The sequence below is a fragment of the Natrononativus amylolyticus genome, assembly GCF_024362525.1.
Classification (GTDB): domain Archaea; phylum Halobacteriota; class Halobacteria; order Halobacteriales; family Natrialbaceae; genus Natrononativus; species Natrononativus amylolyticus.
Window position 1 is genome coordinate 422,816 of sequence record NZ_CP101458.1, and the last position, 23,037, is coordinate 445,852.

Annotated in this window: 28 protein-coding genes and 1 tRNA gene; 18 read left to right on the top strand and 11 right to left on the bottom strand. The window is 66.1% G+C overall.

Annotation, left to right across the window (positions count from 1 at the left end; all coding sequences use genetic code 11):
- The first annotated feature begins 8 nt into the window (after window positions 1–8).
- The gene (locus NMQ11_RS02045) at window positions 9–314 is read left to right on the top strand and encodes a hypothetical protein (protein ID WP_255169725.1); all 306 of its coding nucleotides are present in this window, start codon (window positions 9–11) and stop codon (window positions 312–314) included.
- Between the two features lies 1 nt (window position 315).
- On the opposite strand, the gene NMQ11_RS02050 is transcribed toward NMQ11_RS02045, so the two are convergent.
- Both NMQ11_RS02050 and NMQ11_RS02055 read right to left on the bottom strand, forming a co-directional pair.
- Window positions 316–2,574, bottom strand: coding sequence for a DUF7527 domain-containing protein (locus NMQ11_RS02050; protein WP_255169726.1), 2,259 nt, complete (start codon window positions 2,572–2,574; stop codon window positions 316–318).
- 101 nt (window positions 2,575–2,675) lie between these two features.
- Window positions 2,676–2,954, bottom strand: a complete 279-nt coding sequence (locus NMQ11_RS02055) for a UPF0058 family protein (RefSeq protein WP_255169727.1) — start codon at window positions 2,952–2,954, stop codon at window positions 2,676–2,678.
- A gap of 223 nt (window positions 2,955–3,177) precedes the next feature.
- Here NMQ11_RS02055 and NMQ11_RS02060 point away from each other — a divergent pair, with 223 nt between their 5' ends.
- A complete protein-coding gene (locus NMQ11_RS02060) occupies window positions 3,178–3,531 on the top strand; it encodes a VOC family protein (protein ID WP_255169728.1) in 354 nt (117 codons plus the stop codon).
- A 1-nt stretch (window position 3,532) separates the two neighbouring features.
- Here the strand turns inward: NMQ11_RS02060 and NMQ11_RS02065 are convergent, their stop codons facing one another.
- Window positions 3,533–4,663 carry an ABC transporter ATP-binding protein gene (locus NMQ11_RS02065; RefSeq protein ID WP_255169729.1) on the bottom strand — a complete coding sequence of 377 codons (1,131 nt, stop codon included), beginning with the start codon at window positions 4,661–4,663 and terminating at the stop codon, window positions 3,533–3,535.
- 91 nt (window positions 4,664–4,754) lie between these two features.
- On the bottom strand, window positions 4,755–5,225 hold the full coding sequence (locus NMQ11_RS02070; protein ID WP_255169730.1) for a DUF5793 family protein: 471 nt from the start codon (window positions 5,223–5,225) through the stop codon (window positions 4,755–4,757).
- 150 nt (window positions 5,226–5,375) lie between these two features.
- Between NMQ11_RS02070 and NMQ11_RS02075 the strand changes: the two genes are divergently transcribed.
- Entirely contained in the window at window positions 5,376–6,011 is a 636-nt protein-coding gene (locus NMQ11_RS02075; protein WP_255169731.1) for a class I SAM-dependent methyltransferase, read from the top strand.
- 122 nt (window positions 6,012–6,133) lie between these two features.
- Window positions 6,134–6,204: transfer RNA gene (locus NMQ11_RS02080), tRNA-Gly, on the top strand.
- A 180-nt stretch (window positions 6,205–6,384) separates the two neighbouring features.
- On the opposite strand, the gene NMQ11_RS02085 is transcribed toward NMQ11_RS02080, so the two are convergent.
- From NMQ11_RS02085 to NMQ11_RS02095, 3 genes are all read right to left on the bottom strand, one after another.
- Window positions 6,385–7,098 (bottom strand): DICT sensory domain-containing protein, encoded by a 714-nt coding sequence (locus tag NMQ11_RS02085; RefSeq protein ID WP_255169732.1) that lies wholly within the window; start codon window positions 7,096–7,098, stop codon window positions 6,385–6,387.
- 15 nt (window positions 7,099–7,113) lie between these two features.
- Window positions 7,114–7,512: a DUF7344 domain-containing protein gene (locus NMQ11_RS02090; protein WP_255169733.1), complete on the bottom strand. Its 399-nt coding sequence runs from the start codon at window positions 7,510–7,512 to the stop codon at window positions 7,114–7,116.
- A gap of 63 nt (window positions 7,513–7,575) precedes the next feature.
- The gene (locus NMQ11_RS02095) at window positions 7,576–8,127 is read right to left on the bottom strand and encodes a hypothetical protein (RefSeq protein ID WP_255169734.1); all 552 of its coding nucleotides are present in this window, start codon (window positions 8,125–8,127) and stop codon (window positions 7,576–7,578) included.
- A gap of 116 nt (window positions 8,128–8,243) precedes the next feature.
- Between NMQ11_RS02095 and NMQ11_RS02100 the strand changes: the two genes are divergently transcribed.
- The 3 genes from NMQ11_RS02100 to NMQ11_RS02110 all read left to right on the top strand — a co-directional run bounded on the left by NMQ11_RS02100 (window position 8,244) and on the right by NMQ11_RS02110 (window position 10,366).
- Window positions 8,244–8,795, top strand: a complete 552-nt coding sequence (locus tag NMQ11_RS02100) for a GNAT family N-acetyltransferase (RefSeq protein WP_255169735.1) — start codon at window positions 8,244–8,246, stop codon at window positions 8,793–8,795.
- Window positions 8,796–8,837: 42 nt separating this feature from the next.
- A complete protein-coding gene (fen, locus tag NMQ11_RS02105; protein WP_255169736.1) occupies window positions 8,838–9,815 on the top strand; it encodes a flap endonuclease-1 in 978 nt (325 codons plus the stop codon).
- 353 nt (window positions 9,816–10,168) lie between these two features.
- A complete protein-coding gene (locus tag NMQ11_RS02110; protein ID WP_255169737.1) occupies window positions 10,169–10,366 on the top strand; it encodes a hypothetical protein in 198 nt (65 codons plus the stop codon).
- A gap of 62 nt (window positions 10,367–10,428) precedes the next feature.
- Here the strand turns inward: NMQ11_RS02110 and NMQ11_RS02115 are convergent, their stop codons facing one another.
- Both NMQ11_RS02115 and mvaD read right to left on the bottom strand, forming a co-directional pair.
- Window positions 10,429–11,571, bottom strand: a complete 1,143-nt coding sequence (locus tag NMQ11_RS02115; protein WP_255169738.1) for an NAD(P)/FAD-dependent oxidoreductase — start codon at window positions 11,569–11,571, stop codon at window positions 10,429–10,431.
- Window positions 11,572–11,907: 336 nt separating this feature from the next.
- Window positions 11,908–12,894 (bottom strand): phosphomevalonate decarboxylase MvaD, encoded by a 987-nt coding sequence (gene mvaD, locus NMQ11_RS02120; RefSeq protein WP_255169739.1) that lies wholly within the window; start codon window positions 12,892–12,894, stop codon window positions 11,908–11,910.
- A gap of 115 nt (window positions 12,895–13,009) precedes the next feature.
- Here mvaD and nth point away from each other — a divergent pair, with 115 nt between their 5' ends.
- Complete coding sequence (gene nth / locus NMQ11_RS02125) at window positions 13,010–13,693, top strand: endonuclease III (RefSeq protein WP_255169740.1); 684 nt, start codon at window positions 13,010–13,012, stop codon at window positions 13,691–13,693.
- A 96-nt stretch (window positions 13,694–13,789) separates the two neighbouring features.
- The gene (locus tag NMQ11_RS02130; RefSeq protein WP_255169741.1) at window positions 13,790–14,014 is read left to right on the top strand and encodes a hypothetical protein; all 225 of its coding nucleotides are present in this window, start codon (window positions 13,790–13,792) and stop codon (window positions 14,012–14,014) included.
- On the opposite strand, the gene NMQ11_RS02135 is transcribed toward NMQ11_RS02130, so the two are convergent.
- A complete protein-coding gene (locus tag NMQ11_RS02135) occupies window positions 14,011–14,493 on the bottom strand; it encodes a DUF7321 family protein (protein WP_255169742.1) in 483 nt (160 codons plus the stop codon). The genes NMQ11_RS02130 and NMQ11_RS02135 overlap by 4 nt on opposite strands.
- A gap of 145 nt (window positions 14,494–14,638) precedes the next feature.
- On the opposite strand from NMQ11_RS02135, the gene NMQ11_RS02140 reads away from it, so the two are divergent.
- The 9 genes from NMQ11_RS02140 to NMQ11_RS02180 all read left to right on the top strand — a co-directional run bounded on the left by NMQ11_RS02140 (window position 14,639) and on the right by NMQ11_RS02180 (window position 21,310).
- A complete protein-coding gene (locus NMQ11_RS02140) occupies window positions 14,639–15,493 on the top strand; it encodes a DUF7319 domain-containing protein (RefSeq protein WP_255169743.1) in 855 nt (284 codons plus the stop codon).
- Window positions 15,494–15,566: 73 nt separating this feature from the next.
- Window positions 15,567–16,229, top strand: coding sequence for a cupredoxin domain-containing protein (locus tag NMQ11_RS02145; RefSeq protein WP_255169744.1), 663 nt, complete (start codon window positions 15,567–15,569; stop codon window positions 16,227–16,229).
- 3 nt (window positions 16,230–16,232) lie between these two features.
- A complete protein-coding gene (locus NMQ11_RS02150; protein ID WP_255169745.1) occupies window positions 16,233–16,637 on the top strand; it encodes a DUF7318 family protein in 405 nt (134 codons plus the stop codon).
- Window positions 16,638–16,639: 2 nt separating this feature from the next.
- Entirely contained in the window at window positions 16,640–17,503 is an 864-nt protein-coding gene (locus tag NMQ11_RS02155; protein ID WP_255169746.1) for a hypothetical protein, read from the top strand.
- On the top strand, window positions 17,503–18,300 hold the full coding sequence (locus NMQ11_RS02160) for a cytochrome b (RefSeq protein WP_255169747.1): 798 nt from the start codon (window positions 17,503–17,505) through the stop codon (window positions 18,298–18,300). The genes NMQ11_RS02155 and NMQ11_RS02160 overlap by 1 nt, the downstream gene beginning before the upstream one ends.
- Window positions 18,301–18,304: 4 nt before the next feature.
- Window positions 18,305–19,066 carry a cytochrome b family protein gene (locus tag NMQ11_RS02165; protein ID WP_255169748.1) on the top strand — a complete coding sequence of 254 codons (762 nt, stop codon included), beginning with the start codon at window positions 18,305–18,307 and terminating at the stop codon, window positions 19,064–19,066.
- A 10-nt stretch (window positions 19,067–19,076) separates the two neighbouring features.
- On the top strand, window positions 19,077–19,409 hold the full coding sequence (locus tag NMQ11_RS02170) for a DUF7315 family membrane protein (RefSeq protein ID WP_255169749.1): 333 nt from the start codon (window positions 19,077–19,079) through the stop codon (window positions 19,407–19,409).
- The gene (locus tag NMQ11_RS02175) at window positions 19,402–19,662 is read left to right on the top strand and encodes a DUF7314 family protein (protein WP_255169750.1); all 261 of its coding nucleotides are present in this window, start codon (window positions 19,402–19,404) and stop codon (window positions 19,660–19,662) included. The genes NMQ11_RS02170 and NMQ11_RS02175 overlap by 8 nt, the downstream gene beginning before the upstream one ends.
- Window positions 19,663–20,020: 358 nt before the next feature.
- Window positions 20,021–21,310 carry a M14 family metallopeptidase gene (locus NMQ11_RS02180; protein WP_255169751.1) on the top strand — a complete coding sequence of 430 codons (1,290 nt, stop codon included), beginning with the start codon at window positions 20,021–20,023 and terminating at the stop codon, window positions 21,308–21,310.
- 138 nt (window positions 21,311–21,448) lie between these two features.
- Here NMQ11_RS02180 and NMQ11_RS02185 read toward each other — a convergent pair whose 3' ends face one another.
- Window positions 21,449–22,831 (bottom strand): sodium-dependent transporter, encoded by a 1,383-nt coding sequence (locus tag NMQ11_RS02185; protein WP_255169752.1) that lies wholly within the window; start codon window positions 22,829–22,831, stop codon window positions 21,449–21,451.
- Window positions 22,832–23,037: the final 206 nt, after the last annotated feature.

Below are 23,037 nucleotides of genomic sequence, written 5' to 3' on the forward strand. Positions count from 1 at the left end.
CAAATGCCATGATAGACCGACTTGAGAAGGAAGTCGATATGCTGGAACGACATCTGCAGGTCCTGAAGATGGTTATCGAGAACGAGCCCATCGGGATCGTCAAGATGTCCAACGAGACGGGATACCCACACCACAAAGTTCGGTACTCCCTGCGGGTTCTCGAGGAAGAGAACCTCATCGAGCCCTCCAGTCAGGGTGCGATCAAGACCGAGCGCACCGTGGAGTTCGTCGACGAACTCGACGGCAAGATCGACGAGATCATCGACAAGCTCGAGGGAATGAAGATCGAAGACGTCGCCGAGATCGAAGGCTAATCTAGAGTTCGGGAACGGTCATGTGGAAGCCGCCCGACCGCGCCTCCACGAGACACAGGTGATAGCCTCCCTGTTTTCGCGACAGCGTCACGTAACTCAGCTTCGAGCTGCGGCTGAGAAAGCCCCCTGACGTCGCCTCCTCGGTGACCTCGAGTGCACCCGGCTCGAAGTAACTCGAGGTGACGACCACCGCCGCGCCGAGGTCCGGATAGTTCGCCTTGACAGCCGAGGCGTCTTCTTCCATCTCGGCGAGCATCTCACGGGTCGCCGGCTCGCGCGAATCGTTGATGTTCGCGACGATCAGCGGGTTCCCCATCTTGTCGAAGGCGACGACGTCGAAGCTGACGGCGTCGGGAACGTCGTCGGTGGCGTCGTCGGCCAGCGAGATCGTCGCGTCGAGTTCCGTCCGGTCGATCCACGGGATCGAGTCGTAGAGGTCCGCGAGCGCGTCGGCGCGCCCCGTATCGCGGATCTCGTACAGCAGGGTCTCCGTGAGCCAGTCGACGAACTGGAACTCCATCGAGTCGGTGAGAAACTCCTCGTAGGGCTGGCCGACGACCGAGACGTCCGCCGCGTCGAACCCGGTGTGGTGCTCGAGCTGGAGGTTCTCCGCCACCTCCTCCCTGTCGGCCTGACCCTCGTGGGCCCGCTCGAGGGTGGGTCGGCTCTTCGAGGCGTACCGGACGAACAAGTTCGTCTCGGCCAGCGCCTCCCGCGGGGAGAGCTGGGTCCGTCGGTCGGGGTCGGCGTCCGACCCCGAACCGGCGTCGCCGAGCGCCGACTCGAGCTCCGTGATCTTCGTCCGAAGGCGCTCGACGGTCGCCGTCAGCTCCTGGTTCTCCGCGCGGACGCGGTCGCGCTCGGTCTCGAGTGCCTCGGCCCGCTCGTGCAGGGCGCGCCGGCGGCGCTCGAGCTCCTCGACGCGCTGGGTGAGCTGGTCGATCGTGTCCTCCCGCTCGAGCATGTCCGACTCGAGGGCGTCCTCTGAGTCCGGACTCCCTCCAGTTCGATCGGCCGTCGCGTCCGCCGCGGTCGGAGACTCCTCGCGCTCCCGGTCGGGGCGCGTGATCGACTGCGGCTGCATCCCGACCCGGCGGGACGGGGTTCGACCGCCCGCGGCCGAGTCGGTCGTCCGCTCGGGGTCGATCGAGGGGATGTTCCGCGTCTGTCGCCACTGGGCCTCCTGCTCGAGTCGACGCTCGTAGTCGCCGTCGCCGCCGGCGGAGGCGTCGTCCGCCACCCCGCCAGCGTCCTCGTCGTCGCTCGAGTCCTCTTCGACGTCCTCCCACGCGCCGCCCTCGGTGAGCTTTTCGGCGGCCGCGCTGACGGCTTCGGGCGACGTATCGCTGGCCGGGGGTCGCTCGTCGCGCGCCGAGTCCGTCGATTCGCCCTCGTCACCGTCCGGTTCGGAGGGGCGCTCGTCGGTCGATTCCGCGGGTTCGATCTCGGCTTCGTCGGCCGCCCCCGCCGGCTCGTCGGTGATCCCCGGCGTCGGCGGCTCCGTGGCCCCCTCACCGCTGTCCGTGATTCCCGGCGCGTCGGGTTCCGCCTCGGGCCGCTCCGGTGGCGTCTCGTCCGCCCCGTCGGTCGGCTCGGTCACGGCTGTTGAGTCGGTCGTCCCGTCGTCCGGCGGCGATTCTACCGTCTCGGCGTCGGCGGGCGATCCGGCCGCGCCAGCGGCGTCGGCGGACGGCTCCGCGCCGCTCGCGCTCGTCTCGCCGCCGGTCGGAACGTCCGTTACCTCGATGTCGACGTCGATCACCTCGTAGATGCCGACCTCCTCGGCGGCGCGTTCGAACGCCTCGTCGCCGGTCAACAGCCGCTCGGCGTTGCCGATGTAGGCGGCGGCCATCCGTCGGCCGCCGTAGTAGACGGCGTAGTAATCGCCGCTGAGGACGCGCTCGCTCAGTTCGATGTAGCCGGTGAACGAGCCGTCCTGAAGCGTCCGGTCGACTTCCGTCAGGGGCGTTTCGTTCGTGTAGTACTTCGCTCGCGTCTCGCCGCCCTGGCTCACCATCGTACAGAGCAGCGGAAGCGCCGGATCGGGCGCGGCGTAAGCGGTGCCGGCCGCGTCCTCGAACGCCTCGAGGTCGCCGTCGATGACGCCGACGATACGGCCGTTGAGCATGAACAGCCACGTGTTTCCGGCCGTGACCGCTCCCGAAAAGCCGCCGTCCGCGAGGTCGGAGAGCTCGTCGTAGCCCCCCGCGAACTGGCGGGAGTCCCACTGAGTGACGCGCTCTTGCATGCGCGAGTCCATACATCAACAAGCGGGATACGAACCAAATACGTTTCGTCTATCTGGACCACCACGTCAGAGAACCGATCGTCGCGACGGCGCACCTGGGAACGGCCGCCCGGTCAGATCTTCGATTCGGCGTCGTCGGCGAGCTCCTGCATCCGCTTGCCGATGCGGCCGGCGCTCGAGAACTCGTCTTCGCTCATGGCGTTGGCCAGGGCGTTGCCGAGGACGAAGACGGCGTGCTTGTGCTCGCTCTTGGATTTGTGGACGTGCGAGGGATCGACGTCGAGCTGTCGGTAGGGTTCGAAGAGGTCGTCCGGAACGTCCTCGCGCTCGGAGAAGTACTCCATAATTATCACGAGTTCCTCGTGGAGTTCGAGGAGTTCGTCCTTGTGCATGTGCCCGTCTATGAACGGTTGTGATTTAAGATTTGTGTGGCGCTCGCTCGCATCGTTCGGCGTCTCTCACGATCTTCCCGGCGACGTTGGACCGACGGCGATAGTACCACTGTACGTCCGCCGCGAACTCGCGTCGAGTGCGGCCCGCGCGGGAACCCACCTGCCAGCGGCGTAAAACTCGTTTCGGCGGTTACTATATACCGTCCTCGCCTCGAGAGCACGTATGTCCGGAATCGTCTTCTTCGGTACGACGGCGCTCGCGGAGACCGTCGCGTTCTACGTCGACGAGGTCGGCGCAGCGGTGTGGCTCGAGCAACCCGACTGTACGATCTGTCGTTACGACAATCTGCTGTTCGGCTTCTGTGAGCGCGACCGCGCGGAGACCGACGGAATCCTCACGTTCGTCCTCGAGAGCGCCGACGCGGTCGACGACGCGTACGATCACCTCGAGGCACACGCCGTCGAGGAACCACACGAGAACCCGCGTTACGAGATCTACCAGTTCTTCGCCGAGGACCCGGAGGGCCGAACCGTCGAGTTCCAGACGTTCCGCCACGAGACCCCGGCGATCGAGTGAGCTACGCGCGCTGGTCGGCGGGGAACCAGGCCAGTTCGTGATCGGCGGTGACGCGGACGGCGACCCGTTCGTCGAGGTCGATCCGGTCGGAGTGGTTGTGCATACACTCGATGACGTCGCCGCTCTCGAGTTCGACCCGGTAGAGCACCGTGGGGCCGAGATACCGCCGGTAGACGACGCGGCCGTCGGCTTCGCCGGGGGTGGTCGGGTACGCGGTCACGTCGTCGGGACGGACGAGGAGGTCGATCGCGGTGCCGTCGTACTCCGCGACGAGGCCGTGGACGTCTTCACGAAGGACGCGACCGAGAGCGGTGTCGACGTGATCGCCGTGTACCCGCCCCGAGAGGAAGCTGGCGTGACCGAGAAAGCCCGCGACGAACCGCGATTCGGGCTGCTGGAAGACGCGCTCGGGCGGATCGATCTGTTCGATGTCGCCGTCGTTCATCACGGCGACCCGATCGGAGATCGAGAGCGCCTCCTCCTGGTCGTGAGTGACCGAGATCGCGGTGACGCCCGCCTCCTTGATGATCCGGCGAACCTCCTCGCGCATCTCCACGCGGAGGTCGACGTCGAGGTTCGAGAAGGGCTCGTCGAGCAACAGCATCTCCGGCTCGGGCGCCAGCGAGCGGGCGAGGGCGACTCGCTGTTGCTGGCCGCCCGAGAGCTCGTCGGGGTAGTCCTCGCCGTGATCCGAGAGCCCGACGAGGTCGAGCAGTTCGTCGACTCGCGCCTCCCGCTCGTCGTCGGGCCACTCCCGCAGGCCGAAGGCGACGTTCTCGCGGGCCGTGAGGTGCGGAAACAGCGCGAACTCCTGGAAGACGACGCCGACGCCGCGGGACTCGGGCGCGACGAAGTTGCTCTCGTCGGCGACCGGCCGGCCCTCGAGACGGATCATGCCCGCGTCGGGCTTCTCGAGGCCCGCGATCAGCCGCAACGTCGTCGTCTTCCCGCAGCCGGAGGGACCCAGAAGCGTGAGAATCTCCCCATCGCGAACCGCGAGCGAGAGGTCGGGGATCACCCGTTCGCTCCCGTAGTGTTTCGCGACCCCCTCGAGTTCGAGGACGACGTCGGTCGCCGTCGATTCTCGCCTCCCCTCGTCGACCGTCGTCGTGCGTAGTTGTCCCTTCGCCATCGTCGACATCCGGCAGAGACCGGTGTTCGTCTAGTTTAGGTGGGCCTAAAACACTTATAGATACCGGTTTCTGACACCTACAGTCGGGGCCTCAGAGCTCGACGCCGCTCGGGATGAGGCTGTGCTGGCGAAGCAGGCTCCCCTCGTCGTCGTAGACGAGGAACGTCCGTTTCTCGTAGGTCGTCAGCCGGTCGCCGTCGAGGAGGATGTCGACGACGTACCGGCCCTCGTCGTCGGAGTCGCTCTCGCCGTAGCGCCGGGCCGCCCGGATGAACGTGAGGACGTCCGCGGCGTCCTCGTTGAGTTCGAGCACGAAGTCGCCCGTGACTCGGTCGGTCACGCTGACGACGCCGGCGACGTCCTCCTCGAGGGGGCCCTGGAGACGCAGGGCGACGTCGGTCTCCGACGCCTCGAGGAGGTCGCCCTCGGGAGCGGTGAGGCGGTCGCGAAGTATCGCCGACGGGCCGGTGAACTCGATCGATACCGACGGCTTCCGGGGCTCGCCGTCGGTTTCGACCCAGTCGACGTTGCGGACGGTCAGCGTGAAGTGCTCGCGCCTCATTACGTATCCGTTGATTGGGACCCCTGGGGTATGAACGTAACGCCACCGGAGACGAGGCTGTGCGCTTCGTCGACGCCGTCGACTCGGGACCGCCGACTCCAGTCGCCGTCCGGTGAGAACGCTTTTACACCGGGCCGGCGAGCACTCGCCATGAACCGTCGGGCGGACGTCCGCGACACCTACGACCGGATCGCCGCACACTTCGCCTCGACGCGGGAGTACGCCTGGCCCGAAGTCGAGTCGTTTCTGGAGGGGCGGACGGGATCGGTCGGACTCGACCTCGGCTGTGGCAACTGTCGCCACGCCGAGTTGCTCGCCGCCCGCTGTGACCGCGTCGTCGGCCTCGACGTGAGCCGGGGCCTCCTCGAGGCCGGCCGGGCGCGGGCCGCCGACCGGGAGTTCGCGGTGTCCCTGCTCCAGGGTGACGCGGCGGCGCTTCCCCTCCGGGAGGGCGCGGTCGGTCTGGCGGTGTACGTCGCGACGCTGCACCACCTTCCGACGCGCGAGGATCGTCTCTCGAGTCTGAACGAACTCGCCCGGGTTCTCGCCGCCGACGGCGCGGGGCTGGTCAGCGCCTGGAGCACGGCTCACGACCGGTTCGACCGCGACGACGGCTTCGACACGACCGTCGAGTGGACGCTGCCCGGCGGCGAGACGGTCGACCGGTTCTACCACATCTACGCGCCCGAGGAGTTCGTGGCCGACCTCGAGGCGAGCGAGCTGGTCCTCGAGGAGTGGGAGCTCTCGAGCGGAAACTGCTACGCCGTCGTCGGCGGCGAGGAGTGAGCGACACCGCCGCGATTCGTCCCCCGCCGTCGACGAGCGATTCGCCCGACGGGTCGGTGGCGATCGCCTCGAGCGGACCAAAAAGGAAGACCCTTAAACGAGGAGCGAAAACTCGGAGATGCGCGCGGATGGTCTAGTGGCAGGACCTGAGCCTTCCAAGCTCATGGCCCGGGTTCAAATCCCGGTCCGCGCATTCCTGCGGCGAACAATACCGTGAGCCGCAGGAATCGTGTTAGGGATTTGAAGCACGCGAGTCGCAGCGTCCGAACGGGGTGAGGACGACCGTCTCGCCTCGGGTTCAAATCCCGGTCCGCGCATATTTCACGCGAGCAGACCCACGAACGCGTAGCGACGGCGTTCGAGTCCCCGTCGATCAACCGTATCTCTCGCGTACGTACTCGAGGATTTCGGCCACGAACCCGGGGTCGTACGTCCAGAACCCGGCGTAGGCGCCCGGTTCGCGCTCCCTGGCGAGGAGGGCACACGACTGCAGGTCGTCGCTGCCGCCGTCGTACGCCAGCAGCCAGTGTGTTCCGATCTCCTCGCTCGCGTGGACTCGTACGGTCGCGTCCGGGATCGCCGACGGCGCCCGGTCGGCCCGACAGTGGACGGTGACGCCGAGGTCGGTTTCCCGGCTCAGGCGGTCGTACACCGGCACCTGCGACTCGAGGGCGCCGGGGCGCTGGAAGCCGGCGACGAGCGTCCCGGTGCCGACTCGCCAGGCCCGGTTTTCGATCTCGCGGCTCGTCGCGAGAAGCTGGCGGCGATCGAGCGTATACCAGAGCGTATCGTCGAGGACCTCGAGCAGGGTGCAGTACCCCGCGCCGATCAGGCCGTCGTCCCACGGACGGTAGATCGGCGGCTCGAGGAACTCGCGGAGCTCCCGGAAGCCGATCGAGGAGACGAACTCGCCGTCGGCTCGGATGACGAGAAAGCCGTCGCTCGAGACCGACGGCAGCGACCGGGTGCGGAGAGAGACCGCACGGGTCGAAAACAGTTCGGCGACGTCGGGGTCGTCCGCCGCCGTGTAGAGGACGAGTTCGGGCCGGTTTTCTTCGACGCGTTCGAGAAAGTCGCGAAGCGCCATCGGGCTACTGCCCCGTCATCCGTGGGCGACCCCCGTTTCGACCGCACACGCCCTGTCGATGAACGCCCGCGTCGTCGGCGAGAGCGCCTCGAGCGAGACGGTTCCGTTCTCGGTGCGGACGAGGCCCGCCTCGACCAGCGCGGGTACGTGGCGGTGTCTGAGAGTGAGCAGTACGTGATCGCGCACTCGCCGACTCGCCATCCCGTAGGCCGTGGCCCGGGTCCAGCCCGCGACGACGTCCGCGAGTTCGTCGACCGAAACGGTGCGGTGCTCGAGCAGGAAGTAGAGCGCGTACCGGCGGTCCCGGTTCCGGAGGGCGGTGAACAGCTCGTCCATCGAGTCGGCGCCCCGGTCGCGGTCGTGGCTGTCGCCGTGCGGAGGGCGGTCATCCCCCGAGTGTTCGTCCCCACCCATCGTTCATCGGGTACGTAAGCGCGAGCAGCGGGTTAGCTATTACGCTGTGAGTGCAGGCCCGGCTCACTCCTCGAGGGTGTCGTCGGTCGGCCGGTCGGTGAGGTCGATCGTGACGGCGAACACGGCGCCCATAACCGTTCCGAAGACGAGGTGACCCACCATGCTCTCGACGGCGATCGTGGGGAACTCCCCCGCAGCAGCGGTTCCCAGCGCGGCCGTCCAGACGGGGAGGACGAGCACCGGCAGTACCGCCCAGATGAGGAGTCCGAACGCGAATCCGGCGCCGACGATTCGGAGCATGACGTTCGTCCTGGAGATCGCCTCCGTCTCGACGTCGGCCTGTAACACGCCGAGGACGAGCTCGCGGGTGACGAGGAACGCGAAGACGACGCCGAGCACCGCGCCGTGGGCGACGTGGATCCCCCAGCCGACGACGCCGGTGGGCTCGAGCCCGTAGATCGCCGGAATCGCGGCCGCGACGATCTCCGGGTCGAACAGCCACATCACGATGCCGAAGCCGACGGCACCGACCGCTCCGGCGACGGCGCCGCCGATCGGCCAGCCGACGCGACTCCTGATTCCGAACGTGGTCACGTGTTCTGACTCGGTGCTCATCGTGCGAGTATCTACCACGGTGGGCGGGAAAAACGTTCGTCCGAAACGAATCGGTGTCCCGATCCCGCGCCGCCGAGAAGGAAGCGGCTTAGTGGACGGCCGTCGGACGGTACCGCGTGGAGATCGACGTACTGGGCTGGCCGCCGGACGGGCCGACGCTCCGCCTCGACCACGAGCGGTTCAGCTACGCCGGGAAGTTCGTCATGTCGAACACCGGGAAGGCGGTCGCCCGAGACGGCGGCGAGATCGTCGCGGCGGTCGCGTTCAACGAGGACCGGACCGACGCGGAGCGCCTCTGGCTCCGGTACGTCACCGTCGCACGCGAGCGCCGCGGCGAGGGGATCGGCCCCCGGCTGATCGCGGTCGTCCGCGACCGCGCCGTCGCGCGCGGCTACGGGCGCCTCCGGATCGCGGTGAACAACCCTTACGCCTACGAGGCGCTGTCGCGAGTTGGATTTCGGTACACCGGCGAGACGACGGGGATCGCGGAGCTGATCCTCGAGTTCCGGGCTGACGAGAGCGGGCGGGCGAGCGGCGCCGGTCGGGCCATCGATCCCGACCGCTACCGGGAGGGTCTCGCGGCGTTTCGCGGTCGGGACCTCTCCGAGGAGGAACGGACGTTCCTCGAGAACTACCTCGAGCGCGGCCCGCCGACGCGACTCGAGTAGGAAGCCAACGATTCAAATCCGGTACCCCCCAATAGGCCCACAATGGGTAACGCAGCACTGCGAGAGATCGCCGTCATCGAGGAGATTCCGTTCGCGGACGTCGAGGGGGTCGTCGCCGTCGACGCGCACAACTGGCTCTATCGCTACCTGACGACGACCGTCAAGTGGACCTCGAGTTCGAAATACACCACGCCCGACGGGACCGAAGTCGCGAACCTGATCGGGATCGTCCAGGGGCTGCCGAAGTTCTTCGAACACGACGTGGTGCCGGTGATGGTGTTCGACGGCGGCCCCTCCGAGCTCAAGGCCGACGAGATCGACGCCCGCCGCGAGCAGCGCGCGAGCTACGAGGAACAGCTCGCGGTCGCCCGCGAGGAGGGCGACGAGATCGCGATCGCCCAGCTCGAGTCGCGCACCCAGCGGCTGACGCCGACGATTCAGGAGACGAGCCGCGAACTCCTTCGCTTGCTCGACGTCCCCATCGTGGAGGCGCCCGCCGAGGGCGAGGCGCAGGCGGCGCACATGGTCCGTCGGGGCGACGCCGACTACGTCGGTTCCGAGGACTACGACGCGCTCTTGTTCGGCGCCCCGCTCACGCTGCGCCAGCTCACCAGCAAGGGGGACCCCGAACTGATGGATCTCGAGGCGACGCTCGCCCACCACGAGCTGACGCTGGAACAGCTGATCGACGCCGCGATCCTGATCGGCACCGACTTCAACGAGGGGGTCCACGGCATCGGCCCGAAGACCGCGATCTCGGCGATTTCCGAGCACGGCGACCTCTGGAGCGTTCTCGAAGCGCGCGGCGAACACATCGAGTACGCCGACCGGGTTCGCCAGCTGTTCCGGGACCCGAACGTGACCGACGACTACGACCTCGAGACGAGCCTCGAGCCGGACCTCGAAGCGGCGCGCGCCTACGTGACCGACGAGTGGGGCGTCGACGCCGACGAGGTCGAGCGGGGGTTCGAGCGGGTCGACGAGAGCGTTACCCAGACGGGGCTCGACCGGTGGACGTAGCAGGCGGCGCACGAGTGTGGCGGTCGTTCCCGTTCGCGTCGGGAGGCCGGTGACTGCGGCGGTCGAGCCGACGAGTCGAAGCGCGGCGATGGCTGCGGCTATGGACGGACGAACACCGACGTGAAAACCGACTCCGGAGGGGAGTCCGGACCGGAAACCGGGTCGAATCCAGTCCGCAGTTAACAGGCCCATAATAACTTACGTCGCTCGAGTATCCGGACTCGGGGTGACAACCCATGTCCCAAGAGCCAGAAGGCGGCCGAAGCCGTGACTCTGCTCGATCGGAACAACCCCCGGAAGACCGGCGACGCGAGCCGCGCTTCGCTCCCGGAGCGTGGATGGCGTCGACTGCGATGCAGACGATCGTGGCCATCGTCGGCCTCGTCGTCGTCCTCTTCGCAGTCGGTCAGGCACTCGGTGCCGACCTGCTCGGGATGCTCGCTAACGCGCTCGCGACACAGACCGGCCAGTGGTTGGCAGTGGCGTTCATCGCGCTGCTCGTGGTCGGTGCAGCGATGCGAGCGATGGCGTTCACCCGCGCTCGCTGGTAACTCCGGTTGACGTTGTCTCGCCCCTTTTTAGCGCGGCTCCGACGGCGAGTCCCGACTCCCGGTTAGTCCCGTTCTCGCGTCGGGAGCGCACGCTGTACCTGCTCGACCGCGCCCCTGACGTCCCCGATCGCGGAGTGGTAGCCGACGCCGACGGTCGTCTTCACCGCGTTCGCGGCCCTCCCGCGGAGGACGCTCGAGCCGACCTGCGCGACGGCGTCGTCGCCGACGCTGACGATCCAGCCGGGCGACTCGAAGGTAAAGCGCTCGAGGCGTGGCTCGAACAGCCCGCCCTCGCGCTCGTACTCGACGAGCCGCGAGAGGTTCTCGGCGGCGGTGCGGGCCTCGCGGACGGCCGCCTGGGCGCTCGCGGGCACCGCCTGGCCGTGGGCGTCGACGACGCGGACGGCGTCGCCGAGGGCGAAGGCGTGGTCGGCGAGCCGGAGGTCGCTTCGGACGGTCGGCCGTTCACGGGCCATCGCCCCCGAGCCGGCGATGCCGCCGGCCCAGACGAACGCGTCATGTGGGTACGTCGTCCCGCTCTCGCACGCGATCCGCTCTGGGTCCGCGTCGACGACCGTTTCGCCGGTCTGCACCTCGACGCCGGCGTCGAGCAGCGCCGCCTCGAGCGCGCGCCGAAAGTTCGCGGGGAACTGCGGGGCGACCTCGTCGTACTGCTCGAGCAGCGTCACCGTCGCCTCGCTTCCCGCCTCGCGAGCCAGCGCGGCGAGTTCGCCCGCGACCTGCACCCCCGAGAGGCCGGCGCCGCCGACGACCAGCCGTGGCTCCTCGGTCTCGAGTGCGTCGAGCGTTTGCGCTCGGATTCGCTCTGCGTGCTCGAGGCGTTTGAGCGGGAGCGCGTGCTCGCGAACGCTCTCGAGGCCGTAGAAGGCGGTTTCGGCCCCGAGACAGATCGCACAGTAGTCGTACTCGAGGTCGCCGGCCGCACAGACGACCCGTCGTCCCTCGCGGTCGATTTCTTCGACGCGTGCCACCCGGAGGTCGGCCCGCTCGAGGAGATCCCGCAGCGGCAGGCTGATCTCCCCGGCGACTGCGGGCCGCCGGATCACCCGGTGGAGTTCGTGCTGGACGAGGTGATTCGGCGACTCGTTGACGAGCGTGATCTCGACGTCTTCTGGGAGTTCACGCTCGAGCAACCGGGTCAGCGTCAGACCCGCGTAGCCGGCGCCGAGAACCGCGACGTGCATGGGTTGGGGTAGGGACTCGAGGGATAAAGGTGTAAGCGGCAAACCGACTCGAGCAATTCGTGGCCGAGAGCGCGGTCGCCGCTCCCGCGGCGATTCGCGCGAGCCGGGGAAGGGCAGGCGGCTCACAACTCGCCGCGAACTGACGAGCTGCGCCAGCCGTGAGTCTGTGAGTGAGCGGCTTTTTGGTCGAGATTTTTGCGCGAGTGGTGAGCGGAGCGAACCCGAGCGGAAAAAGGTCGGAGTGAGTGCTTTTGCTCGAGCTTTTGCCGAGTGACGGCAGGCTGTGCGACAGCGTCGCTGTCGTCAGCCTGCCAGAACGCAGAGTAAAAGGTCGTTTTAGAACAGGTGGTCGTCCTCGCCCTCGAGGAGCTTCGCCGGGCCGCCGACGCCCCACGTGGTCGTGGAAACGCCGCAGTCCGAAACCGCCTCCTCGACGCGCTCGGCGTGTTCCTCGGTGGTGTTGACGTAGACGCTCGCGCCGGTGTCAGTCGAGAAGTACACCGGAATCCCCTCCTGCTCGCGGAGTTCGCGAACCGTGTTGAAGATCGCCAGGGTGGCGGGCTGCCAGTAGACCCAGCCCTCGGGGCCGGTCATCGTCGTTGCGGCCAGCGAGAGCGAGTCGTGCTCGGCGAGTTCGAAGGCGCCCTCGAAGTCGTCGTTTCGGAGGTGGTCGCGCATCTCCGCGATCTGGCCGTGGATGTGGGCGTTTCGCGCCTGGAACATGTGGCTCTCTGCGGCCTCGTCGTGGGCGTCCTCGGTGTTCTTGTGGTAGGGGACGAGTCCGACGACGATCTTGAGCTCCTCGTGGAGGTTCGTCGGCACCCGGCGGGAGCGACAGTCCTCGTCGTTCAGGCCGGTGTAGAGCTGGGAGAACGCGCCGGTGACGGCTCTGGCGGCGGAGGCGGAGCCCACGCGGGCGATGGTCGAGATGTCCTGGAGCGAGGCGTCGAGGTCGGCGGCCTCGGCGAGCGCGCGGGCGGCGGCGGCGAAGCCCGACGAGGAGGAGCCCAGGCCGACGTTCGAGGGGAAGCTGTTCTCGCTCTCGACCCGGACCGGGTAGACGGTGTGGGCGGCGTCGGACATCCCGCGGGCCTTTTCGACCACCGCCTCGAGCCGATCGAAGGCGCGGCCCTCGAGCTCCTCGCCGTCGACGACGTAGACGTCCTGGTCGTACTCCATCGAGAACTCGACGGTGGTCCGGGTGTGACTCGGCGCGGTGCAGACGCTGATGCTGTCGTGGTAGGGGAGTCGCTCGATGTCGTCGCGCATCCCGTGGTACTTCACGAGACCCTGAATCGGGTGGGCCATCGCCGTCGCTTTCATACCCCCACAGGTGAGTGACGGCCGCTTAAAGGTCACGGGATGTGAGTCTCGAGCCGGCGGGCGAGACCGCGCGGAACCGAACGCCTGAAATGGACACTCTCACAACAGAGTCGCCATGGGAACGCCACGCGAGAGCCGCGCGGAGCAGGCCGAGGAGATCGTCGACCGCCTCGAGGCGGAGTACCCCGACTCGACGATCTCGCTTCGGTACTCGAACCGACTCGAACTCCTGATCGCCGTCATCCTCTCGGCGCAGTGTACTGACGAGCGAGTGAACACGGAGACGCGCGAGCTCTTCGCGACCTACGAGACCGCTTCGGACTACGCGAACGCCCCCCAGGAGGAGCTGGCCGAGGCGCTGAGTTCGATCACCTACTACAACAGCAAGGCGGGCTACATCCGCGAGTCCTGCGAGATCATCGTCGAGGAACACGACGGCGAGGTGCCCGATACGATGGCAGAGCTGACCGAGCTACCGGGGGTCGGCCGAAAGACCGCGAACGTCGTCCTCCAGCACGGCCACGACGTCGTCGAGGGGATCGTCGTCGACACCCACGTCCAGCGGCTCTCGCGGCGGCTCGGGCTGACCGAGGAGGAGTACCCGGAGACGATCGAGCAGGAACTGATGGAGCTGGTTCCCGACGGCTACTGGCAGCAGTTCACCCACCTCTGCATCGACCACGGACGGGCGGTGTGTACGGCCCGGAACCCGGACTGCGGTGACTGCGTGCTCGCGGACATCTGTCCCTCCGAGCGCGGCGACGGCGAGGTCGACCTCGCTTCCGGCGACCCCTGGTAGGGATCGGTGTCGTCTTGCTGACGGGGACGGCGGTGCGTCGACTGTCGCAAGGCCAAACCCTTTTCTACCCACTGTCGTACCGCCGGGTGAAGACCCATGTCCGACGATACAGAACACGGCCGAGACGTCGAACTCGCGAAGGAGGACACCGACGCGGAGGACGACGAGGAACTCACCGAAGAGGAGATGGAGGCGCGTCGGAAGCGCCAGGAAGAAGAGCGCCGTCAGGATATCGAGCACGAATCCGAGGAGCGAGAGGACGATGCGTTAGAGCACCAGAACCCCGACAACCACCGGGACGAGGAGCCGTTCAACAGCTAAAGTATCGGATACCGAATGACGTACCTGATCATACCGAGCAGGTACGCGAGCAGCCAGAAGAAGACGTAGCCGAAGACGCCGACCCGGAGCCGTTTTCGCCACGCGCCGACGTTCTCGTGGAGGTCGTCGAGCGCGACGTCCTGGTCCGGGTCGTGATACAGGTCGTGGGCGATTTTCACCTGCAGGATGCGGACGATTCCCGTCAGTCCGACGAGTAACATCGCGTACGCCTGCAGGCCGAAAAAGGCGTGAACCGCCAGGAGGCCGCCGATCTGATCCACCGTTCGGGGAATCATCCAGACGACGACGGGGCCGGTCGTCAGCGCCAGTCCGACGGCGATGAACTTGAGGTGGTGAATCAACACCGCCCAGGTGACGACCTCGGCGTCGATCATGATCCAGGCGCCGTAGAGGTAGAACGGAAAGCTGGCCGTCACGAGGATCGCGACGATCGTTGCGATCGTCAGCTCCGACACCATAGACGGAACTCGGGAGGGGTGACGAATAAACGAAGCGAAAGCGAGAGCGACTGCTCGTACGGTCTCGTCCGTCGCTCACCCCGCGACGTGAGCCGGCGGACGTCAACCGTCACGCTAACGGGGATAGCGACCCAACCCTCGAGTGATGAGTGACGCCTCCGAGGATTCGGGTGGTGACGAACCGGTCGACACCGTCGAGGAGAGAGCGGAGGCGACGGGCGACGAGGCCGAACTCGAGGAACTTCGCAGGCGCGTCGAAGAGAAGTACGACTTCGATGACTTCGGTCCGGCCGACATGGCCGAGATGACCGCCGAGGAGTGGGAGGTCGCCTTCGACGACGAGACCTGGATCACCGGCGAGGAGTTGCTCGAGCGCGTCGAGCGCGAACTCAAATCCCGGATCGCCGACCGGGACGTCTTCGCCGCCCTCGAGTACGCCGTCGTCGACGGCGAGCGCGTACTGGTCGCGTACTCGGACACCGATTACGCGATCGTCTACCCGGGCGGCAGCGTCGAGGGGCGCGGGACGGTCGTCCGCGACGTCAAACCGACGGTCGCGCTGTGTTCGATGGACAGCTACGACGTCGAGCGCCCACCCGAGGACTGGCAGCTTCCCAGCCCCGGGGAGATCCCCGACTCGGGGAACGAGCTGGGTAACTGGATGCTCCAGTTACTCGCGGCCTCGCAGCTTCTGCTCGGTCTCGCGGCGATCGCACTCTGGATCGCACAGGACGTCCGCGACCAGCTCGTTCTGGGGGTCGCCGGCATGGGGTTCATCGTGATCGGACTGATCCTGTTTACGATGGTCGCGAACGCGCGGCTCTCGGAGAAGTTCCAGGTCAGCGCCTACCGGGAGCGGCTTCGCTCGATCGGCCTCGAGTCGGAGCGGCGGCCGTCGTTCCTTCCGATCGACGACGAGGATTTCGAGGGAGCGCTCGGAGAGAGCCCTCACAGCGGACCCGTAGAGACCGATCGCGAGGGGCTCGAGGACCGCGCGTGAGCCCGCCGACCGGGAGACAGGAGGCCGGCAGCATCGGTGGGTTTAAGCGAACCCGTTCCTGAGTTCAGCCTGTATGAACAGGCGGGAGTTTATGGTAGCGGCCAGCGGCGTTACCGGTGGAGCCGTAGTCGCGACTGCTGCGACACCCGTCGTCGCACAGGAAGACGAGAACGGCGATGACGACCCCGACGCCGACGAGGAGAACGGCGACGAGGAGGAGAACGGAGAGGAAGAAAACGGCGAGGAGAACGGCGACGAGGAGGAGAACGGAAACGGGGCCAACGGAAACGGCGGCGGCACCGAACACATCGAGATCGGCGACAACTACTACGAGCCCGAGTCGGTGACCGTCGAGCCGGGAACGACGGTCGTCTGGGAGTGGGTCGGCGACATCGACCACAACATCAACCCCACCTCCCAGCCCGACGACGCCGACTGGGAGGGTCACCCGGACCTCATTTCCGACGGCGAGTACGAGTTCACTTTCGACGTCGAGGGCGAGTACGCCTACACCTGCGACCCTCACCCTGGTATGGACGGTGTCGTCGAAGTTTCCGACGACGCCGGTGAGGAGGCGGTCGCGGCCGACGTCGACATCGACGACCTCGGAATCCCGATCCAGAAGCACTTCGTCGGCGTCGCGACGTTCCTCGCGATCTTCGTCTCGATCGTCTTTACGTTTTACCTGCTGAAGTACGGCGAATCGTCGCACTCGAGCAGCCCAGGGAGGAAATAACACATGTCATCGTCAGGAAGCACGTACGGAGACATTCACCGGTACGAACCGCCCCGCGAGAGCACGGCAGCCGCCATCGCGATCGTCCTGCTGACGTTCGTCCAGATCATCTTCGTCGCCCTGTTCGTCTACGGACTGGCCGACAACTGGGGGATCGCGGCACTCGACGGCGGCACCGGGAACATGGTTCTCGGATTCCTGCTCTCGGCGATCTTCATCAATCTCGGCTTTATTCTCCTGCTCTACCGCAAGGAATTTCTGCCGGACGTGATGATCGTCAAGAAACGTCGGCGCAAGTGGGAGGACCTGTACGTCCGCGAAGAGGACGTCGAGGGAACGACGCTCGCAGCTGAAACCGGCGCGTGGGACACGGTCAAACGCGCAATCTACCCATACTACAAACGATAACTATGGCAAACGACGACAACTATCCGGTTGAATCCGACCGCCGCCGCTTCGTCAAGGGCGTCGTCGGCGGCGCCGCCCTCTCGGGCGCGCTCGCCACCGGCGCCGTCAGCGTCTCGCTGGCGACGAGCCCGGCGGGCGGTGGCGGTGGTATCATGAACTACCGCGGCGCGACGCGAACGCTTGGCCCGGCGCCCAGAGGGCTTCCCCAGATTCCGCTCGATATCGACGACGAGGGGTACCTCCAGGGACTCTGGCCCGAACCGGAGACCGAAGAGCTCGCTGACGGAAGCGAGTACGTCTTCTCTGCGGCCGAGATCGCCGGCGTCGAGTACACCACCGAGTGGTACCAGTACTGCGGCCTCCAGACGTTCCAGGGGCTCGTCCCCGACGCCGACGGACAGGACGAGTACCTCCGCTACGACGTCGGCGAGTACGAGTGGATGGACGAGGTCGAAGAGGGCGACATGATCAACGTCGACGACTTCGAGGACTACGAGGAGTGGGGCAACGAGATCGGCGAAGCCGGCGTCGGCAAGCCGGCGACCGGCACCTGGCGCTCCCAAGACGTCCCCCCGGAGGAGACGATCCCGATCGTGGTCATCCGGAGCGAACGAATCCGAGAGATCGCCGAGGAGCAGGCCAACGAGGGCGACGAGTGGCTTCAGGAGACCTGTCCGGAGGGCTTCATCGCCTTCATCAACAAGTGTACTCACTTCTGTTGCGTGCCCGGCTACAAGAACCGTGACGGCGCCCCCGAGTTCGGCGCCGAGGACAAGATCTACTGCAACTGTCACAACTCGGTCTACGATCCGTTCGACATCGTCGAAGACCAGTTCGTGTCGCTGCCACGACCGGAGGACAACTGATGAGTATCGAACGCAAGGACGAACACGACCACGGGGCGTGGCTCGCCGAGCGTGATCTCTCGCTCATCGAGAAGACGTACCTGATGACGCTGATCTGGCTCGACAAGCGGTTCCGGATCGTCGACTACCTCGAGCTGATGGAGGACATGTACTACAAGGTCAACCTCCAGATGCCGAAGAGCCACACCGAGCAGTACAACCTCGACAACAAGTTCTGGTACTGGTACCCCTTGTACGCGTTAGGATCGTTCTCGGTCATCGCGTATATCGTCGCTGCGGTCAGCGGTGCGCTGCTCGGCTTCTACTACGCACCCTCTACCGCTGGCGAGGGTGATCCGGAGGCCTACCTCCAGATCGTCGCCATCATGAAGGATCTGAACTTCGGGTTCATGCTTCGGAGTATCCACCGCTGGTCCGCACAGGTGATGACCGCGGCGGTGTTCCTGCACATGCTTCGCGTCTACTTCACGGGCGCGTACAAGGAGCCCCGCGAGATCAACTGGCTGATCGGCATCATCCTGCTCAGTCTGACGATGGTGTTCGGCTACACCGGCTACCTGCTGCCGTGGAACCAGCTCGCGTTCTGGGCCGGCCAGATCGGCGTCGAGATGGCGATCGCGGTGCCGATCGTCGGCGAGTGGACCGCCCAGTTGCTGTTCGGCGGCTTCAGCCTCGGTCAGCCCACCCTCCAGCGGATGTACATCCTCCACGTGTTCATCCTCCCGTTCGTGGTGACGGCGCTGATCGCGTTACACATCGGTATCGTCTGGATGCAGGGAATCGCGGAGCCACACTAGCACAATGAGCGACAACGAAACCGACCCCCAAACCGACGGAAGCGGCCCCGGAATCGTCGCGCCGGACGACGAAGTCCCGACCTGGCGCGAGCGAAAGGAGCGAACCACGGGCCTCTCGAGGCTCACCTACGAGTACTTCGAGCGCGCCCGGCGGGAGGACCAGAACCTGCGCCAGGAGTCGAGCTACGTCGAGCGCGACGTGCTGGGCTTCCCGGCGTGGCCCCACGAGACGATCCGGAACCTCGCGCTCGCGAGTTTCTTCACGGGGATGTTGCTGTTCCTCTCGGCGATGTTACCGCCTCACCTCGGCGATCCCGCGAACCCGGCGGTGACTCCGTCGGTGATCCTGCCCGACTGGTATCTCTACTGGTCGTTCGGCCTGCTCCACCTCGATCCGCTCAACCCCGAACTCGCGATCGCCGGCGGCGAGAAGATCATGTCCGACGAGCTGTACGGCGTGCTCGCGAACGTCGCGGTCGTCACCGCGATCGCGATCGTTCCGTTCCTCAACAAAGGCGGCGCGCGCCGTCCGGTCGAGGAACCGTTCTGGGGCGCCGTCGGCGTCGGCGGCGTCGTCTTCGCGTTCACCATCAGCATCATCCCGATCCAGGAGATGTTCCCGTTCCCGGTCGACATCACGTTCGACCTGGCGTTCCTGCTGCCGATCATCGGCGCGACGATCGCCTACGCGGTGTTGAAGACGATGCGCGAGGGGTACATGTACGACCTCAACAAGCGGTACTACCGGCTCAGGCCGCCGCGGTAGCGGTCGCGTTATGACCGATTCCGAGACCTCCGACGACGCTGCTCGCACGGAAACGGGCACGTCCGGTCGGCGCGAAGTGATCGTCCCGATGCGCCTGTACAAGACGATCACCGTCTTTTCGACGATCATCGCGATCGTCGGGGTTCTCGGCGGATTCGTCCTGCTCGACGTTGCGACGAACCGAACCCAGGCGGACATCTCGGAGGTGAACATCGTCGTCGCGATCCTCGGGGTTGCGATGATCGCCTTCGGTGCGGTGACGTACGCGTTCTCGACGCGGTTTCGAACCGTAGAAATGGGAAACGCTAAAGACGACACCGACGAACACTCCGACAATGGCTGACGAATTCATGAAAGGGTTCGCCATCCTCACCGGCGGGCTGCTGGTGTGGATGACGTTCGCGGGCTGGTACAACACGCCAGACTTCTACGAGGCACAGCTCATCGGACCGAACCCGGAGGACCCGGGGACGTACACCGCAATCGCGCTCGTGCTCAAGGACGCCGCACTCTACTTCGCCCTTCTCGGCGCGCTCACGTTCTGGGTGATCATCCCGGCCGGTCGGCGGGCGCGCTCTCACTACGCCGACGCCTGACTTCCGACTGGTTCGTTACCGACGTTTTCGACGCCGTTTCTCGCCCGAGTCGTTCGGTTTACCGTTTCTACGCCCGGGTTATTCCCTCGACGACTGTATGGAAAGATAGAGAGATTAGTAAGAAATAATGAAAATTCATCGTTCTTAAAGAATACAGCTGTAAATACTGTCTGTTATTCTGAACGGGTCGTTCAATCAGAACGTAATGGAGACCCCAACACCTGACCGACGAACTGTTCTTGCGGCAACGGGCGGCCTCGCCCTTCTCGGGGCGGCGAGTACTGCATCAGTGAGCGCCTCCTCCTCGGATGCACAGCAGCGTGCTGGTACCGTGCCGTACACGTACGATTATCCGGTGATGGGAACGAATACGCGCAACCCGACGGTGACGTTCTACGGCAACTTCGGCTCTTCATACAGTCAGCGCTTCGCGCGGAACCACCTTCAGCGAATTATCCAGGAGTTCGTCAAACCCGGCAAGCTCAACCTCGAGTTCCGCCACCTCTCGGAGAACCCGGATAGCCCGAGTTCGGGCTACCTGTGGTCGAACGTCGCGGACGAACGCTACATGGCGGAGGTCGTCCAGACGACCTGGCACTACGAGCCCGAGAACTTCTGGTCGTTCTTCCAGTACATGATGGAGAACCCGCCGTCGGGCGGCTCGTTCACCAACAGCGACGCACGCGCCGCCCTCGAGGCAGCGGGCGTTCGCAACTACGTCCGGATCCCCAACGAGGCCAACCGCGGCTGGTTCACCCACCACGTCGAACACACGACGGAAACCGCGAAGATCGACGACATCCCGTCGATCCCCCGGCTGGTGATTCGCGGAGAGCACCTCAGCGGTAACGACGGCGACGTCCTCGACTGGCTCGAGTCCCACGTCTCCTCCTGGAACGAGCCGATTCACATGGGATCGTCCGCCGACGGCTCGAGTTCGGGATCGGACGACTCGGGACCACAGCTCTCGCGAAGCGAGTGGACGATCATGGACGGGACGCGCTACGAGACGCCGGTGTACGAGATCGACAGCGGCGAGCCGGGTCCGACCGGGTTCGTCGTCGGCGGCCAGCACGGCATCGAACCCGCCGGCTGGGAGGCCGCACACAACCTCCGTGACATGACGCCGAAGAGCGGCAAACTCGTCGTCATCCCGGAAGCCGATCGCACGGCGATCAGGGCCAACACTTACAGCGGCGACGGCGGGAACCTGAACCGCCAGTGGCCGTCTGGCTCGCGGCCGAGTTCGCCGCTCGCTCGAGCGATCTGGAACGAGATCGAGGCACAGGACCCCGACGTCATCCTCGACCTGCACAGCTCTCAGGGCATCTACGGCGGCTCGCCTTCCGGCGTCGGCCAGGCGATCTTCCCGACGCCGAACGCCCGGAGCGGGGCGAACGAGGTCATCGACGAACTGAACGAGCGCCACGTCAGGCCCGCAGGCTACAGCGGCGATCACCTGTTCAGCCGCGGCAACGACCAGACCGGCGCCAACCCGCTGCTCTCGCACAAGATCGGCGGCGACACCGACGCCCTCGGCTTCCTCTTCGAGACCACCCGGTCGGGTGTCCCCCTCGAGACGCGTATCGACTGGACGACCGTCGCTTCGGTGAAGATGCTGCGCCGCGGCGGACTGGTTCTCGAGTAACCCGCTTTATCCCCCGCCTGCGATCGATCGTCCGACCGTTCTGCGGACACGCACGCCTCGATCTCGAGCGCCTGTGATCGGCCCGCTACACCGCTGCGTGCTCTGCCGGCGTCGCTCAAAAAAGACCGCCCAGCGGAGTTACAGGTTCTCCTCGAGCCACCAGCCGAACTGGCCTTCCTCGGTGCCGGTGAGGAAGTCGACGTACTCGACGACGCCGAGCGCGAGTGCGACGACCAGCACGACGATGACGGGGATCCGGATCAGCCAGATCCAGACCGTTCCGTACGAGCCGAGCGGGCCGATCCCCTTGCTCAGTTCCTCGAGTGCGATCTCGGAGACGACCCAGCCGACGAGGATCGCCAGCATCAGCCCGCCGAAGACGAGCAGGATCTGGTCGGCGAAGAGGTCGAACAGGTCCAGCAAGACGAGGTCCCACGCGGAGGGGATTCCGAGCAGGAACAGCCCGCCGCCGATGCCGACGGCGGCCACCTTTCGGTCGATCCCCTTCTCGTCGATGAGGTACGAGACGACGACCTCGAGCAGCGAGATCGCACTCGAGAGCGCGGCGATCGCGACGGTGCCGAAGAAGATCGCGCCGATCAGCCAGCCGAACTGGATGTCGCCGAACGCGGCGGCGAGGCTGATGAAGATCGCTCCGGCGCCGGGGTCACCCGGGTCGACGCCCGCGGTGAACAGGATCGGGAAGACGACCAGCCCGACGATGAACGCGATCGACGTGTCGAAGCCGACGATGATCGCGCCGTCCTCGGCGAGGTTGCGGTCCTCGTCGAGGTAGGAGGCGTAGGTGATCATCGCCCCCATTCCGAGCGAGAGGGTGAAAAACGCCTGTCCCGCTGCGGCGGGGAGGATGCTCGTCCAGTTCTCGGCGATCACTCCGAAGTCCGGCGAGAGGTAGTACGAGTACGCCTCCCCGGCGCCGGGGAGGGTGAACGCGTAGATCGCCATCCCGACGGTGATGACGATGATCGCCGGCACCATCACCTTCACCGCGAGTTCGATGCCGCGTTTGATGCCCGCGGCGACGACGGCGACGACGATCGCCATGAACAGCGCGTGGAAGAAGATCGCGTCGAGGCCGCTCGCCAGTTCGAGGAACTGCCCGCCCGACGCCTCGGGGTCGGCGAGGTACTCGTTTTGCAGCCCGAGGATGAAGTACCGGATCGTCCAGCCGGCGACGACGCTGTAGTACGACAGGATGATGAACCCCGTCGCGATGAAGATCCAGCCGACGTACTGCCAGACGCCGCTGCCGAGCTGTTTCAGCGCCCCGACCGGGTTCCGGTTCGTGTACCGGCCGACGACGAACTCCACTAACATCGCGGGGAACCCGACGGCGACGATGAACAGCAGGTACATCGCGAGGAACGCCGCCCCGCCCTCCTGTCCCACCTGGAACGGGAACCGCCAGATGTTTCCGAGCCCGACGGCGCTCCCGACCGCGGCCAGGATGAACCCGGCTCGTGTCGCCCAGGATTCACGTGGTATGTCTACAGAGCCCATACCGTGAGCGCAACACAGGTTCGTAAAAATCCTATGATTTATCGCCGATAGGACGGCAGCCGTACCGGCGAAAACCGACTCGAGCGCGAGTGAAACCGCCGCCTGGAAATATATGTCGGGTGACACCGGCTCCTCCGGAGAAACTGTTAAACCCGCTCGGCGTCGGTGTTCTGTCACTGATGACGGAACTCGCTGCAGTCGCCGGG

Excerpts from the sequence above, each read along its gene's own strand:
- NMQ11_RS02045 (WP_255169725.1), top strand. The coding sequence starts at position 9 with ATGATAGACCGACTTGAGAAGGAAGTCGATATGCTGGAACGACATCTG.
- NMQ11_RS02050 (WP_255169726.1), bottom strand. The coding sequence starts at position 2,574 with ATGGACTCGCGCATGCAAGAGCGCGTCACTCAGTGGGACTCCCGCCAG.
- NMQ11_RS02055 (WP_255169727.1), bottom strand. The coding sequence starts at position 2,954 with ATGCACAAGGACGAACTCCTCGAACTCCACGAGGAACTCGTGATAATT.
- NMQ11_RS02060 (WP_255169728.1), top strand. The coding sequence starts at position 3,178 with ATGTCCGGAATCGTCTTCTTCGGTACGACGGCGCTCGCGGAGACCGTC.
- NMQ11_RS02065 (WP_255169729.1), bottom strand. The coding sequence starts at position 4,663 with ATGGCGAAGGGACAACTACGCACGACGACGGTCGACGAGGGGAGGCGA.
- NMQ11_RS02070 (WP_255169730.1), bottom strand. The coding sequence starts at position 5,225 with ATGAGGCGCGAGCACTTCACGCTGACCGTCCGCAACGTCGACTGGGTC.
- NMQ11_RS02075 (WP_255169731.1), top strand. The coding sequence starts at position 5,376 with ATGAACCGTCGGGCGGACGTCCGCGACACCTACGACCGGATCGCCGCA.
- NMQ11_RS02085 (WP_255169732.1), bottom strand. The coding sequence starts at position 7,098 with ATGGCGCTTCGCGACTTTCTCGAACGCGTCGAAGAAAACCGGCCCGAA.
- NMQ11_RS02090 (WP_255169733.1), bottom strand. The coding sequence starts at position 7,512 with ATGGGTGGGGACGAACACTCGGGGGATGACCGCCCTCCGCACGGCGAC.
- NMQ11_RS02095 (WP_255169734.1), bottom strand. The coding sequence starts at position 8,127 with ATGAGCACCGAGTCAGAACACGTGACCACGTTCGGAATCAGGAGTCGC.
- fen (WP_255169736.1), top strand. The coding sequence starts at position 8,838 with ATGGGTAACGCAGCACTGCGAGAGATCGCCGTCATCGAGGAGATTCCG.
- NMQ11_RS02110 (WP_255169737.1), top strand. The coding sequence starts at position 10,169 with ATGCAGACGATCGTGGCCATCGTCGGCCTCGTCGTCGTCCTCTTCGCA.
- NMQ11_RS02115 (WP_255169738.1), bottom strand. The coding sequence starts at position 11,571 with ATGCACGTCGCGGTTCTCGGCGCCGGCTACGCGGGTCTGACGCTGACC.
- mvaD (WP_255169739.1), bottom strand. The coding sequence starts at position 12,894 with ATGAAAGCGACGGCGATGGCCCACCCGATTCAGGGTCTCGTGAAGTAC.
- nth (WP_255169740.1), top strand. The coding sequence starts at position 13,010 with ATGGGAACGCCACGCGAGAGCCGCGCGGAGCAGGCCGAGGAGATCGTC.
- NMQ11_RS02130 (WP_255169741.1), top strand. The coding sequence starts at position 13,790 with ATGTCCGACGATACAGAACACGGCCGAGACGTCGAACTCGCGAAGGAG.
- NMQ11_RS02135 (WP_255169742.1), bottom strand. The coding sequence starts at position 14,493 with ATGGTGTCGGAGCTGACGATCGCAACGATCGTCGCGATCCTCGTGACG.
- NMQ11_RS02140 (WP_255169743.1), top strand. The coding sequence starts at position 14,639 with ATGAGTGACGCCTCCGAGGATTCGGGTGGTGACGAACCGGTCGACACC.
- NMQ11_RS02145 (WP_255169744.1), top strand. The coding sequence starts at position 15,567 with ATGAACAGGCGGGAGTTTATGGTAGCGGCCAGCGGCGTTACCGGTGGA.
- NMQ11_RS02150 (WP_255169745.1), top strand. The coding sequence starts at position 16,233 with ATGTCATCGTCAGGAAGCACGTACGGAGACATTCACCGGTACGAACCG.
- NMQ11_RS02155 (WP_255169746.1), top strand. The coding sequence starts at position 16,640 with ATGGCAAACGACGACAACTATCCGGTTGAATCCGACCGCCGCCGCTTC.
- NMQ11_RS02160 (WP_255169747.1), top strand. The coding sequence starts at position 17,503 with ATGAGTATCGAACGCAAGGACGAACACGACCACGGGGCGTGGCTCGCC.
- NMQ11_RS02165 (WP_255169748.1), top strand. The coding sequence starts at position 18,305 with ATGAGCGACAACGAAACCGACCCCCAAACCGACGGAAGCGGCCCCGGA.
- NMQ11_RS02170 (WP_255169749.1), top strand. The coding sequence starts at position 19,077 with ATGACCGATTCCGAGACCTCCGACGACGCTGCTCGCACGGAAACGGGC.
- NMQ11_RS02175 (WP_255169750.1), top strand. The coding sequence starts at position 19,402 with ATGGCTGACGAATTCATGAAAGGGTTCGCCATCCTCACCGGCGGGCTG.
- NMQ11_RS02180 (WP_255169751.1), top strand. The coding sequence starts at position 20,021 with ATGGGAACGAATACGCGCAACCCGACGGTGACGTTCTACGGCAACTTC.
- NMQ11_RS02185 (WP_255169752.1), bottom strand. The coding sequence starts at position 22,831 with ATGGGCTCTGTAGACATACCACGTGAATCCTGGGCGACACGAGCCGGG.